Source organism: Vibrio sp. JZG120 (assembly GCF_053890955.1).
The window spans coordinates 254,440-267,311 of sequence record NZ_JBSRRK010000002.1; the positions used below are offsets into that span (position 1 = coordinate 254,440).

The following is a 12,872-nucleotide window of genomic DNA, read 5'->3' on the forward strand; positions in this document are numbered from 1 at the left end:
AGTTTCGAGAGCAAAACACCGTTGAGCAACGAGACCGTGTTTTTATTCCACACTTTGAAAGCGGGAAACTTTGCATTATTTCAAAAGGCTTTAGTATTAAGTCTCTCAACATATCTTGAACACTCACTGTGCACTGACTACAATGGCGCACTTTTTACGGAATTTAGGTCACAAACATGACAGATACAGCTAAACCAGCTCTACCAGATCGCCTAGCAGGTAACCCACGTAGCCCATTCTTCATCAAAGAATGTTTCGATCACCAAATCGGTATCCGTTTTAACGGCAAAGAGCGCACAGACGTAGAAGAATACTGCGTGAGCGAAGGTTGGGTGAAAATTGCTTCTCCTAAAGCAAAAGACCGTTTTGGTAACCCAATGCTGATCAAACTTAAAGGCGAAGTTGAAGCGTACTACGTATAAGCTGACCAAGCTGAATTTCTTTGAAAGCTCGAGTTTGACTCGGGCTTTTTTAATGCCTGTTATATCCCTTTCTCGATTAATCTATTCCCTCCTCTATTCAGTACAAGTTATTAAGAAATCGATGTAAATCGCTGTTTTTATCTGATTGTTGGCTAAAGTTTCTATAGAACTTACTGTAATAACCATTGCCAAAAGAAACGACACCTTTTGATTGTAGGGAGAGGAAATGGAAAGCCCACTTGTCACACTCAAACACGCCAGCAAAAGCTTTGTTGATGGCAAAGAGACACATCGCGTGTTGGAAGGAGTCGATTTCACCCTGAATTCAGGAGCGAGTGTCGCACTGACGGGGGCGAGTGGCAGCGGCAAAAGTACCTTACTCAATATCATCGCTGGCTTTGAGCCGCTTTCCGAAGGTGAGTTGTGGTTAGATGGCGATAACACGGTGGCTTGGAAAGACCCACAATGGAGCCGCTTCCGCCATCAAAAACTCGGGGTTATTTTTCAGCAATTCAACCTCTTAACACCTCTTAACGTAAAGAAAAACATCGCCTTTCCTCTCAATTTGAATCAACAGAAATGGAATGACTGGTGCGATTATCTGGTCGAAACGTTAGGCATCAGCCAGCTTCTCGACAGGCATATTTCTGCTCTTTCAGGCGGTCAACAACAACGCGTCGCGATTGCACGAGCATTGGCACACAAACCCAAACTTCTGCTTGCCGATGAACCCACAGGAAACCTTGACCAAAAAGCGGGCTTAGAAGTGATGAAACTGTTGAATGAAATCACCACCCAAGGCAATACCGCTGTGCTCTTGGTGACCCACAGCCCTGAGTGTGCCGAGTTCATGCAAACCCAATTACGTTTAAAAGATGGGCGTTTGAAGGATGGTCGTTTGCAAAGCGGACTGACGCAAAATCAGAGCGATGTAAATGAGCAACATCATGAAGCAAGCTAAGCAACCAAACACCAGATTCACTCATATTCGACTCGCCCTGAATCTGTTTGCGGCGCACTATCGGCAGGCACCACTGCAAGCCGCCGCGATTCTGATCGGTATTGTGCTGGCTGTGACCTTGTTTGTTGCGGTGCAAGCCATCAACCTCAATGCCAAGCGCAGTTATGCTGAGTCTACCGAGCAGCTTAGCGCACAAGCTCAGAACTTAATTATTCCACCAGCAGGGCAAAACTATCTGCCCGAATCGCTCTACTTCACCCTTAGACAAAACGGACTCAGTGCAGCGCTACCTATAATCGAAGGGAGAGTGAGAGACGAACAAGGGCGTCGCTGGTCAGTACAAGGTAGCGAGTTGATTGCCGCCATCTCTTCACGTTCTCGCTATTCATCAGAAAACCAGCAGAACGTGTCTTTGTTCGACAGTGCTTTACCTTTACCAGAGCTTTTGGCTGGCAAGCCGATCGTGATGATGAGCCAATCTCAACATCAAAACTTAGGAGAGGTAGAAACCCTAACTTTAGACGACATTCCAACCCAAGTGGTGGTATTACCCGATGATTGGCAGTTAGGTAGCCGAATGTTGATGGACATAGGCTTCGCCCAGCAACTGCTCAATAAACAAGGACAGCTCAGTTACATTGCGGTTTTCCATTCCGGCGATAAAGGGAATAAAGACACGCAAGCAAATTGGCAAAGCATCATTGGTGAGCAAGGACAATGGATTTCCAATAATCAAAGTACAGACCTTGGCTCGCTGACCGATAGCTTTCACCTCAACCTCACGGCAATGAGCTTACTCGCGTTTTTAGTCGGGTTGTTCATCGCTTACAACGGCGTAAAGTACAGCTTGCTTAAACGCAATCGGCTGTTAGTGCAGATTCAACAGGCGGGTGTTGCGCCGAGCATTGTGTTCTCTGCGCTGTTAGTTGAACTCACTACTCTCGTTACCATCGGCGCTTCCCTCGGTTTTGTATTGGGCATGCAGCTTAGCCACTGGTTACATCCGACCGTGGCACTGACTTTAGAACAACTTTATGGCGCGACACTGCTGCCCGGCACTTGGCAGTGGCAATGGTGGGTGCAAGCGCTGCTGCTCACTTTAGCCGCAACCCTATTGGCATGTTGGCAACACTTTAAACAGCGAGTGCGCCAACTGCTCTCCTCTCATGGCGGATTTTATCAAGCACCTGAAGCTTCTAACGAAAACCAATTGTTCGTGATAGGTATTGCGTTGACGGCTTTCGCGCTTTCAGGTTTGTGGCTGAGTGAGCACCACCGCTTCACCATGGCGTGGCTCGGCGTGCTTGTGGTGTCGATTCCTTTGTATCTACCCAAAACACTCAGCGTCTTAGCAAATTGGTGTGAAAAGCGCACCAGTTCTGGTTTGATGCAGTATCTGTTTGCAGAGCTGCGTGAGCTGATTTCTCCGCTTTCTCTCGCCATGATGGCACTGCTACTCGCCGTTACTGCCAATATGGGGATGAATACCTTAGTGGGCAGCTTCGAATCCACCCTAAAACAGTGGCTAGAACAGAGGCTACATGCCGATATTTACGTCAGCCCTGCGCAAGGGGAAATCGCAGATGTGGAGCGCGCGTTAGGGCAGTTCGACAAGGTTGAGACAGTCTACAAGCAATACTACGTCGACGATAACCTGCAAGGTTTACCGATTTTGCTTGGCACCAAAGACAAAGATACCTTAGAACAAACCATGGTGTTCAAATCGCATTTGGAGAACTTCTGGCAGCGTTTTTACCAAGGTGAGTTAGTCGCCATCAGTGAACCAACCGCGATCAAACTGGGTTTATCACTGGGTAGCGAACTTAAGCTTGATGCCATTCCAAATAAGAACCTGCTTGTGGGTGCGATATTCCACGATTACGGCTCACCCAATGGTGAAGTGTTATTAGCACCAAAGTTATGGAAAGAGAGCGGATTTACCGACCTGCCGACAAGCCTTGGCATAAAAGTCTCGGGGGACCCACAAATCGTCTACGAGCAACTGCGCGATCAATTGAATCTGCATCCAAGCCAGCTCTACGATCAGGCGCAAATCAAATCCATCGCGTTGGATATTTTCTCGCAGACCTTCGCCATTACGCGCGCACTCAACGGCGTGACTTTGATGGTCGCCGTGATTGGTTTGTTCAGTGCTTGCTTCATGTTGCTTGACGCGCGCAAAGCCGCCATTGCAAGACTGTATGCACTTGGCGTCAGCCGTCGTAAATTAATGACCATGGTGGTCGGACAGATCGTCGCTTTGGTCAGTTTTACTCTGGTTATCGCCTTACCTCTAGGAGCTATGGTGGGTTATGTGCTGACAGATATCGTCACCTTGCGCGCTTTTGGTTGGAGCTTAAATTATCTGTGGAATTGGAGTGATGCCCTCAGCATTGCGGCAATCACCATCTTGGTGGCGGTGATTGCAACCTTGATTCCGCTGTGGCGATTGGTCAGTAAGCCTGTCGTGTCCAGTTTGCAAAGCGAGGTGTTGTGATGGTTCGTTTGGCAAGCAAACTTACTCTACTCATAAGCAGTCTGTTCCTATTTGGATGTGAAGATCCCCAACAAAAAAATATGGGCACGCAAAATATGGGCGCATTGCTGGGCAGTGGAGATATGCAAAGCGAGAGCAACCGATTCACACCCGTAGAAAAAGGTGTTGAACTCACCTTTCCTACCGATCATCAAGCGCACCCAAACTTTCGTCATGAATGGTGGTACTTAACCGCTAACTTAATTGATGAAGAAGGTAATCCTATCGGAATACAGTGGACTCAATTTCGCTTTGCTGCTGCGCCACCAATGGGCGAAGATGACGTGAAGAAAACCGAATGGCAAACTCAGCAAATCTACATGGCGCATAGCGCGGTTACAACGCAAGACAAACATTATGCTGATGAAAAATGGTCACGCGATCAAGCCTCTCTAGCTGGCGTCGACACCTCACCATTTCGGGTTTATCTCGATGATTGGCAGTGGACTTCTTCAACCACCGATCTCTTCCCTGCCACATTGAATGCAAACTCCGAACAATTTGGCTATTCGCTGACGCTTACCAGCAGCTCACCTTATCAAAAGCAAGGCGAACAAGGTTACAGCACCAAAAGTGCCGATGGCCGTGTGGCTTCCTATTACTACAGCCAACCGTTTATTGATGTCTCCGGTGAAGTCACGATCGATGGCAAAACCCATCAAGTATCCGGCAAAGGCTGGATAGATCGAGAGTGGAGCTCGCAATTCTTACTCGACTCACAACAAGGCTGGGACTGGTTTGCTCTAAGGTTGAGTGACGACACCAGTTTGGTGGTGTTCCAATTGCGGGATTCCAAAACCGGAGCAGCCAGTTACTCCAACGCAAGACTGATGCAGCAAGATGGTTCTGGCATCGCTATCCCACAAAAAGACATTCAGTTAAAGGCAACCAAGCAAACAGAAATCCAAGGGCGAAAGTATCCAACCCAGTGGCAAGTGTCGATTCCTAACCAGCAAATCGATCTTACGGTTTCGGCACTCAACCCGAACGCGAAAATGCCGCTTTCGGTGCCTTATTGGGAAGGCCCAGTGCGTATTGATGGCTCTCATTCAGGGACAGGTTATATGGAGCTGACGGGATATTAAGCGCTCTTAACGGATTTCAATTACCGTTGAGAAGCCATCTTAAGAACCATCTCCTACCCGCAACAGAATGCATCATAATCAGAAATAAATGACTACGACGCATTTATTCGATACTAGCCTTGAATCCTTGCTTCGTTGCGGTACGCTTTGAGCAAATCAAACAAGGGTGGCCCCTCTCATGCGTGTCGATTATCACCAACGACTCGTTCCTGTTATTCGCTATCTGGAACAGCACTTTAACGATCCTCTCAATTTGCTCGAAGTAGCAGCGCTAGCCAACCTCTCTCCCTATCATTTTCACCGTACCTTCAAGGCGGTACAAGGCGAAACATTAGCCGACTTCATTCGACGTTTACGGCTAGAGGCGGCAGCAGACGACCTTTTCAAATCAAAGCAACCAGTGCTGAACATCGCGTTAGAGTACGGTTTTTCTAGTTCGCAAAGCCTAGCTAAAGCGTTTAAGCAGCATTATGGCGTAACACCAACCGCCTTTCGCGACTGTAAAAACTACCAGCAATTTTCTGAACTCGCGCGAAACAGCAAGATTGGACACGCACTGCGCAAGAATGGAAACGAACGAACCCTAAGCGATTCATATACTGACTCTGAACTCACAACATGGAGCAACAATATGGAAACGCAAAACTTTGATAAAGCAAAATTGGCTTACATTCGCGTTAACGGCCCTTATGGCCAAGGTTATGAAGAACCATCAGGTCGCTTGTATCAATGGGCAGGAATGAAAGGTTTGGCGGGCAATACCTGTATCTTCATTTATCACGATAACCCAGAAATCACGCCAGACGAGAAGTGTCGTACTGACATCTGTCTAATGGTGCCAGAAGATACCGAAGTACCAAAAGGCATTGAGCTGCAAGACTTCCCCGGCGGTCAATATGCGGTGATGCGCCAGCAAATTACCGAATTCAGCCAATACCCTAAAGCATGGGATGATTTGATGAGCAAAGTGGTTGAATCTGGTATTGAGAACGACTGTCGACCTTGCTTCGAACTTTATCATAGCTACGATCCACAAACGCACCATGCAGACGTCAGCTTCTGCACTGCCATCAAATAATCGAAAAAAGCCTGCACGTTCGCAGGCTTTCCTTCTATTAGAAATAATGTCTAAATCGATTAGATCGCTTCACCGTTTACTGTAACAGCAACATCAATATTGCCACGAACGGCGTTTGAGTATGGGCAAACTTGGTGTGCAATGCGCGTTAGCTCTAATGCTTGTTCTTGTGGTAGATCTAACTCTGCCGCGAGGCTAACGGTCAACGCAAAGCCACCGTTTTCATTCGGGCCAATGCCTACTTCAGCTGTCACAGGTGCACTTTTCAGGTTTACTTTACCTTCACGTGCTACGTGCAGAATCGCGTTAGAAAAACATGCTGAATAGCCCGCTGCGAAAAGCTGCTCAGGGTTAGTTGCTGCACCTGTGCCGCCCATTTCCTTCGGGTATGACAGCTCTAGATCGAGAAGACCGTCATCTGTTTTTACTTGACCATTACGACCAGCCAAAGCAGTAGCTTGAGTTTTGTATAGAGTAGTCATGCGATTGTCCTTCTTAATTTAAGTTGTGCGCAATTTAATTGCTTGCAATCTTATATCGAAGTAAAGATCGTTTGCAACTATATTGTGCACAATTTATTTTGTTACTCTCTTTCTCTGTGAGCAGGTAGGCAACGCCAATGAGCCAGTGTTACACCGACAACACCATGACCAACGACGATAAACTCTTACTCGAAAACCAAGTTTGCTTCCCGCTCTATAGTGCAGCAAATGCGGTGATCCGAGCTTACCGCCCTTTGCTGGACGAACTTGATCTGACTTATTCGCAATACTTAGTGATGATGGTGTTGTGGGAGAAAGACGGTGCCAGTGTTAAAGAACTGGGCTCGCAACTGCATTTGGATTCAGGCACGCTCACGCCGCTGCTTAAACGATTAGAAACAAAAGGCTATGTAGAACGTGGTCGCAGTGACACCGATGAGCGCGTACGCGTACTCAACCTTACAGAGCAAGGTCGTGATCTCAAAGAGCAAGCCAAGTCAGTGCCAAACGCCATGATGTGTAAAATCACGTTAGAGCTGGATGAAATGATCATGCTGAAGAAGTTGTGCGGCAAGGTGCTCGACAATCTGAACTAAAAAATAAAAGCATCAGCTTCTCCACTTCTTATTAGAAAGAGCCTGCCGAAATGCAGGTTCTTTCGATCTTAGCCAGACGATCTCTTAAAGGTCATCATCGGTATTCTCTATTACCACTCGGCCTTCATCTTCAATAAAGCCTATCAAAGCAAACTCACTTACATCGGTTTTCCCTATTAAGAAAGATAGGAAATGACTATCAATAGGATAGTTACAAGCGATTTTCCTTAAACACGTTCCAATGCGAATATACTTTCCGAAAGCAAGAACTGCTCACCCTAAAACATTCTGAGGAAAGTAAAAATGATTAATACAAAGATCAAACCATTTGCAGCTACAGCATACAAAAACGGCGAATTCGTTGAAGTAACAGAACAAGATGTTCTAGGCAAATGGGCTGTATTCTTCTTCTACCCAGCAGACTTCACATTCGTATGTCCGACAGAACTAGGTGACCTAGCAGACCACTACGAAGAGCTACAAAAACGCGGCGTTGAAGTGTACTCAGTATCAACAGACACACACTTCACTCACAAAGCTTGGCACGATAGCTCAGAAACAATCGGCAAGATCCAGTACTACATGCTTGGCGACCAAACAGGCAACATCACAAACAACTTCGGTGTGATGCGTGAAGGTCAAGGTCTTGCAGACCGTGCAACGTTCCTAATCGACCCAGAAGGTACTATCCAAGCAATGGAAATCACTGCTGAAGGTATCGGTCGTGACGCAGAGGACCTACTACGCAAAGTAAAAGCAGCTCAGTACGTAGCAGCACACCCAGGTGAAGTTTGCCCAGCGAAATGGAAAGAAGGCGAAGAGACGCTAGCTCCTTCTCTAGACCTAGTAGGCAAAATCTAAGCCACTGAATTTAAGCTCAATTTGACATGCTAATTGACGCTTAACTTAGAGAGCATTCCAGGTTAGATACCTTGACGACCTTCTGCCTGGTTTGCTCTCTCCCTACTGATTTTATCCAGAGTAACCACTCTTTTGTTTATTTAAGGTAACAACAACTATGTTAGACCAAGCGATCCAACAACAACTCAAACAATATCTGGCTAATGTAAAAGAAGACGTTCGTCTAGTGGTTAGTCTAGATGAAAGCAAAGCATCGAATGACATTCTGTCTCTGGCGAACCAAATCGCAGAGATGAGCGACTTTATCACCGTTGAACGTGACGACAACGCAAGCGCACGTAAACCAGTGATGACGGTGACCAACCCAGTAAAAGGCACAGCACTTCGCTTTGCTGGCCTACCAATGGGTCACGAATTTACCTCTCTGGTATTGGCATTGCTGCACTCTGGTGGTCACCCAATCAAACTAGAGCCGGAAGTGATTGAACAAATCGCAGCGCTAGATAAAGAGTTGGAAGTTGAAGTGTTCATTTCACTGTCGTGCCAAAACTGTCCAGACGTCGTTCAAGCGTTCAACATGATGGCGGCAATCAACCCGAAAGTGAAAGCAACCATGATCGACGGTGCACTCTTCCAAGATGAAGTGAAACAGCGCGACATCATGGCCGTACCAAGCGTATTCGTGAACGGAGAGCTATTCGGACAAGGCCGTATGTCTTTGACTGAAATCCTAAACAAAGTAGATGACGGCGCGAACGAGAAAGCCGCCAAAGCACTGAGCGAAAAAGACCCATACGACGTGCTAGTTGTCGGCGGTGGCCCTGGTGGTAGTGCAGCTGCACTATACGCAGCGCGTAAAGGCATTCGCACTGGCGTTGTCGCTAAACGCTTCGGTGGTCAGGTGATGGACACCATGGCAATCGAGAACTTTATCTCGGTAAAACGTACTGAAGGTCCAAAACTGGCGACTGACCTAGCCGAGCACCTAAAAGAATATGACGTAGACGTTGTGACTGAGCAACAAGCGCAAAAACTGATGGGCGCAGCGCACACAGATGATGGCTTGATTCATATCCAACTTGAAAGCGGTGCAACACTGAAAAGTAAGAGTGTCATCCTAAGCCCTGGTGCACGCTGGCGTGAAATGAACGTTCCGGGTGAGCAAGAGTACCGCAACAAAGGCGTCGCGTACTGCCCACACTGTGACGGCCCGTTGTTCAAAGGCAAGAAAACTGCGGTTATCGGTGGTGGTAACTCAGGCATCGAAGCGGCTATCGACCTAGCAGGTATTGTTGAGCACGTAACCGTTCTTGAATTTGCAGACGTACTTCGCGCAGACCAGGTACTTATCGACAAAGCGAACTCACTACCAAACATCGACATCATCACGATGGCGCAAACTACTGAAGTTGTGGGTGATGGTACTCGCGTAACAAGCTTGAAGTACAAAGACCGCAACACAGATGAAATCAAAGAGATTGAACTGTCAGGTATCTTTGTTCAAATCGGTCTAGTACCGAACACAGAATGGCTAAAAGATTCAGAAGTAGCCCTATCTGAGCGCGGCGAAATTGAAGTTGGTAGCCGTGGTGAAACCAGCCTAGAAGGTGTCTTCGCAGCGGGTGACGCAACGACGGTTCCTTACAAACAGATCATCATTGCGATGGGTGAAGGTGCAAAAGCAAGCTTAGGCGCATTTGACTACCTAATCCGTAAGCAAGGTTAATCTCCAATTTCTTGAGCACAAAGCGCACGGTGCGGTGTTTTCTTCCCCTGAAAACCAATCGGGGCACCGTGACAGCGATGAGTAACAAGAAATAAAAGCAAAAAACCTAGAAGCCCAAAGACTTTGCCAGCAGGTATTAACTGCTGGCTTTTTTGGTTTTTGGGGAGGGGTGTAAGTACATCCCCCAGCACTCCGTGCTTAAGGTGGCAAGTTCTACAGTCACGGATAATTCAGTTCACTCCACTAGCATCACAACGCGCTGCAAATAGATTCTGAATACTCGCTTAGGCTCCTTCAGAATGACGCTGTTCGTTAAGCGCTCTCTTCACGTCATTCCCGAGAACCTAGGTGAGACTGGGAATCTACCCACCGCAAGCTTGAACGAAAGAAATTCACACATATATACGTGAAGCATCAACGGTTAGAGGGTTCATGAGCATGATCCTTCTCTCAACCTCAAACCACCAATCCCACCTAACCTTCTCTTGTATCAAACTCTAAAGATCTCAGCACTCCGGACTAAAAGTGGGGCTGGTTCTGCAATCGCGGATAATTCAGTTCACTCCACTAGCATCACAACGCGCTGCGAATAGATTCTGAATACTCGCTTAGCCTCCTTCAGAATGACTCAGTTCGTTTAGCGCTCTCTTCACGTCATTCCCGCGAACCTAGGTGAGACTGGGAATCTACTCACCACAAACTCGCTCGAAAATGATTAGCACGAACAAACAAAAGATGAAAGAGGGTTGTAAGCACCTAACCCAACTCGCAGATTCAAAGTACCACCCCACCGAATCTCTCCATGTATCAAGCTCCAAAGACATCAACCCTAAAAAACTTAAAAAATCCCTTTACCTCAATTTAACTTGAGGTTTTAGCATGTTCATCGTTGGCTAGGAAATGACAAAAAGGAGCACATCATGATCCAACTAGAACATATTAATTTAGTCGTGAAAAACATCCCTGAAATGCTGAAGTTTTATCAAACTGCATTTCCACATTGGTACGTGCGTGATGAGGGGAAAGGCGAATGGAGTGGCAAGCCAAGAAACTGGCTACATTTGGGCGACGAGTATCAATACATTGCCATGAGTGACCACGGTGAAGGTGAGAACCGCGAGTTGGGCGGCCACCAAGTAGGGCTAGCGCATTTTGCTTATGTGACCAACAACGTCGATGCCATCATAAAAAGACTGACCGATGCAGGTTATCCGATTGCCCAACCTGGGGCTGATGAGCCATATCGCAAGAATGTGTATTTTGTTGACCCTGCAGGTTTTGAGATCGAATTCGTTGAATACCTGACGGATGATCCAAAACTTCGTAACCTGACAAGCTAAAAGAGACGTAAATAATAAAACGCCAGCAGATGGTTACTGCTGGCGTTTTAGTTTATCTATCAGGTTTCTTTATCGCATTAGCGCTGTTTGGCAAAAACCTGAGTCCAGTAATACCCGTAGCTTGCCGAGTGATTTTCGACAAGCGACGCGCCCATCTGATCAAAACCCGCACTCATGATATTGAGGCAGTGACCTTCGCTCGATAACCAAGCATTAACGACGGCGTTAATGGAACTTTGCCCTACGGCGACATTCTCACCAATGGCGCTCCAAGCATAGCCCGTTGCGTTGACTCGATCTGACATATTGCTGCCGTCAGAGCCTGTATGACTCATGAAGTCGCTGTTCGCCATATCGCTCGAATGTCGATAAGCGGCGCTTTCCAAATCGTAGCTCCAAGTCAGTGCCCCAACAGGTGGCATGGTGGTTGCGCCACACTGTTGTGTAGTAGAGCGAGCACTGTTGACCGCTTCGAGCATCTGCTCGGCAAATGTGCCTTGTGACGATGTGGAACCTGTGTTTTGAGAGCCGCTGTCTACAGGTGCTGACGACTCCCCGTCGCCGCCACATGCGCTGAGAAGTAGGGCCAAAGCAGGCACTAAGATCTTAGTTGGCATTGTCTTTCCTTTATGAGTGACGAAGAGCAAACTGCGTTTGTCGATAATAACGCCCAATAACCTAACAAAAACCCATAAAAGCACCATATGGCTTGGAGTGTTTTAACCAAAGACTCACATGAAGTTTTCAATCTCCTTGGTTCGGTTGGTAAATCGGCAACGTTTCAGCCCACGTATGGAATGGCGTTTCATCCATATCCTGTATTGCTTGAGTGATAAAATCGATGAACACCCTCACTCGGGCAGGCACATATTCCCGGTTGGCATAGAGAAGATACACGCCATTTCCTGCTTGACGCATGCTCGGAAATATCGGCACTAAACGCCCGGCTTTGAGCCAATCCCTCGCGATAAAGTGAGGAATCTGAGTTAATCCCAAGCCTTCTTCGCAAAGAACTGCCATCGATTCGCCGTCGTTTACAATAAAATTTCTCTCGGGGTTATACTCACTTGCACCGTCTGGTTCTGGCATCCGAATCGGCAACAGTTTTCCCGTTTGTTTAAAACGAAAACGAACCCAAGAATGGTCATTGAATACATCCGGGCTACTCGGAACACCATGCCGCGCTAAGTAATCCTGACTGCCACAAATAATAAAATCGATAGGACTCAGCTGGCGCACAATCAACTGGCTGTCCTGAACGACACCAGATCTAATCGACACATCAATCCCTTGTTCAATAATATCAACGTAGGCGTCATCGTAATGAATATCGATTGTGATGCTGGGGTAGCGGCGACAAAACTCTTTTAATAAAGGGCGAATGTAAAGGCGACCGTAGGAGACTGGCACATTAATCTTAAGCCGTCCTGAAAGCGCATCATTGTGGCTTTTCAATGAATCCTCACACACCGTCAGTTCGTCCAGTACAAACCTAGCGGTATTTGCGTACCGACGACCGGCTTCTGTCAGACGGATCTGTCGCGTAGAACGTTGGAAAAGCTGTATTCCCAAGTCGCTTTCAAGACGATGGATGGCCTTACTCACCGTAGAAGGGTCTGTGCCATACGCTTTGGCGGCCGCAGCAAAACTGCCACCTTCTAAAGTGGCAATAAAAAATCGTAGGGACCGTATCTTATCCATAAAACTCGTGCATTCCATTCGTGAACTTTATTCACTTTAGTAAAGACAAAGTGGCTCTTCAATCACCAATCAGCCCAAATATAA

12 protein-coding genes are annotated in these 12,872 nt (G+C 47.1%); 9 read left to right on the top strand and 3 right to left on the bottom strand.

The features are described from left to right. Window positions 1-176 precede the first annotated feature (176 nt). The 5 genes from ACWPOD_RS06950 to ACWPOD_RS06970 all read left to right on the top strand — a co-directional run bounded on the left by ACWPOD_RS06950 (window position 177) and on the right by ACWPOD_RS06970 (window position 6,082). A complete protein-coding gene (locus ACWPOD_RS06950) occupies window positions 177-422 on the top strand; it encodes a DUF3297 family protein (protein ID WP_005383498.1) in 246 nt (81 codons plus the stop codon). A gap of 226 nt (window positions 423-648) precedes the next feature. Next, window positions 649-1,383, top strand: coding sequence for an ABC transporter ATP-binding protein (locus ACWPOD_RS06955; RefSeq protein ID WP_139059671.1), 735 nt, complete (start codon window positions 649-651; stop codon window positions 1,381-1,383). Beyond that, the gene (locus ACWPOD_RS06960; RefSeq protein ID WP_167427828.1) at window positions 1,370-3,880 is read left to right on the top strand and encodes an ABC transporter permease; all 2,511 of its coding nucleotides are present in this window, start codon (window positions 1,370-1,372) and stop codon (window positions 3,878-3,880) included. Before ACWPOD_RS06955 ends, ACWPOD_RS06960 begins: the two co-directional genes overlap by 14 nt. Continuing rightward, window positions 3,880-5,004: a lipocalin-like domain-containing protein gene (locus ACWPOD_RS06965; RefSeq protein WP_167427829.1), complete on the top strand. Its 1,125-nt coding sequence runs from the start codon at window positions 3,880-3,882 to the stop codon at window positions 5,002-5,004. Before ACWPOD_RS06960 ends, ACWPOD_RS06965 begins: the two co-directional genes overlap by 1 nt. Window positions 5,005-5,182: 178 nt before the next feature. Beyond that, entirely contained in the window at window positions 5,183-6,082 is a 900-nt protein-coding gene (locus ACWPOD_RS06970) for an AraC family transcriptional regulator (RefSeq protein WP_139059674.1), read from the top strand. A gap of 59 nt (window positions 6,083-6,141) precedes the next feature. Here the strand turns inward: ACWPOD_RS06970 and ACWPOD_RS06975 are convergent, their stop codons facing one another. Beyond that, window positions 6,142-6,564 carry an organic hydroperoxide resistance protein gene (locus ACWPOD_RS06975; protein WP_006740859.1) on the bottom strand — a complete coding sequence of 141 codons (423 nt, stop codon included), beginning with the start codon at window positions 6,562-6,564 and terminating at the stop codon, window positions 6,142-6,144. 137 nt (window positions 6,565-6,701) lie between these two features. On the opposite strand from ACWPOD_RS06975, the gene ACWPOD_RS06980 reads away from it, so the two are divergent. The 4 genes from ACWPOD_RS06980 (at window position 6,702) to ACWPOD_RS06995 (ending at window position 11,087) form a co-directional block, all read left to right on the top strand. Then, window positions 6,702-7,160 carry a MarR family winged helix-turn-helix transcriptional regulator gene (locus ACWPOD_RS06980; protein ID WP_005395543.1) on the top strand — a complete coding sequence of 153 codons (459 nt, stop codon included), beginning with the start codon at window positions 6,702-6,704 and terminating at the stop codon, window positions 7,158-7,160. A 303-nt stretch (window positions 7,161-7,463) separates the two neighbouring features. Further along, complete coding sequence (ahpC, locus tag ACWPOD_RS06985) at window positions 7,464-8,021, top strand: alkyl hydroperoxide reductase subunit C (protein ID WP_005395542.1); 558 nt, start codon at window positions 7,464-7,466, stop codon at window positions 8,019-8,021. A 157-nt stretch (window positions 8,022-8,178) separates the two neighbouring features. Next, complete coding sequence (ahpF, locus tag ACWPOD_RS06990; protein WP_164665966.1) at window positions 8,179-9,747, top strand: alkyl hydroperoxide reductase subunit F; 1,569 nt, start codon at window positions 8,179-8,181, stop codon at window positions 9,745-9,747. A gap of 920 nt (window positions 9,748-10,667) precedes the next feature. Continuing rightward, a complete protein-coding gene (locus ACWPOD_RS06995; RefSeq protein ID WP_456231718.1) occupies window positions 10,668-11,087 on the top strand; it encodes a VOC family protein in 420 nt (139 codons plus the stop codon). A 77-nt stretch (window positions 11,088-11,164) separates the two neighbouring features. On the opposite strand, the gene ACWPOD_RS07000 is transcribed toward ACWPOD_RS06995, so the two are convergent. Then, complete coding sequence (locus tag ACWPOD_RS07000) at window positions 11,165-11,704, bottom strand: CAP domain-containing protein (protein WP_456231719.1); 540 nt, start codon at window positions 11,702-11,704, stop codon at window positions 11,165-11,167. A 127-nt stretch (window positions 11,705-11,831) separates the two neighbouring features. Next, window positions 11,832-12,788: a LysR family transcriptional regulator gene (locus tag ACWPOD_RS07005; RefSeq protein ID WP_456231720.1), complete on the bottom strand. Its 957-nt coding sequence runs from the start codon at window positions 12,786-12,788 to the stop codon at window positions 11,832-11,834. Window positions 12,789-12,872 lie beyond the last annotated feature (84 nt).

What these genes read in the sequence shown, in the direction of transcription:
- ACWPOD_RS06955 (WP_139059671.1), top strand. Translation starts at nt 649, where the DNA reads ATGGAAAGCCCACTTGTCACACTCAAACACGCCAGCAAAAGCTTTGTT.
- ACWPOD_RS06950 (WP_005383498.1), top strand. Translation starts at nt 177, where the DNA reads ATGACAGATACAGCTAAACCAGCTCTACCAGATCGCCTAGCAGGTAAC.
- ACWPOD_RS06995 (WP_456231718.1), top strand. Translation starts at nt 10,668, where the DNA reads ATGATCCAACTAGAACATATTAATTTAGTCGTGAAAAACATCCCTGAA.
- ACWPOD_RS06970 (WP_139059674.1), top strand. Translation starts at nt 5,183, where the DNA reads ATGCGTGTCGATTATCACCAACGACTCGTTCCTGTTATTCGCTATCTG.
- ACWPOD_RS07005 (WP_456231720.1), bottom strand. Translation starts at nt 12,788, where the DNA reads ATGGATAAGATACGGTCCCTACGATTTTTTATTGCCACTTTAGAAGGT.
- ahpC (WP_005395542.1), top strand. Translation starts at nt 7,464, where the DNA reads ATGATTAATACAAAGATCAAACCATTTGCAGCTACAGCATACAAAAAC.
- ACWPOD_RS06960 (WP_167427828.1), top strand. Translation starts at nt 1,370, where the DNA reads ATGAAGCAAGCTAAGCAACCAAACACCAGATTCACTCATATTCGACTC.
- ACWPOD_RS06980 (WP_005395543.1), top strand. Translation starts at nt 6,702, where the DNA reads ATGAGCCAGTGTTACACCGACAACACCATGACCAACGACGATAAACTC.
- ACWPOD_RS06965 (WP_167427829.1), top strand. Translation starts at nt 3,880, where the DNA reads ATGGTTCGTTTGGCAAGCAAACTTACTCTACTCATAAGCAGTCTGTTC.
- ACWPOD_RS07000 (WP_456231719.1), bottom strand. Translation starts at nt 11,704, where the DNA reads ATGCCAACTAAGATCTTAGTGCCTGCTTTGGCCCTACTTCTCAGCGCA.
- ahpF (WP_164665966.1), top strand. Translation starts at nt 8,179, where the DNA reads ATGTTAGACCAAGCGATCCAACAACAACTCAAACAATATCTGGCTAAT.
- ACWPOD_RS06975 (WP_006740859.1), bottom strand. Translation starts at nt 6,564, where the DNA reads ATGACTACTCTATACAAAACTCAAGCTACTGCTTTGGCTGGTCGTAAT.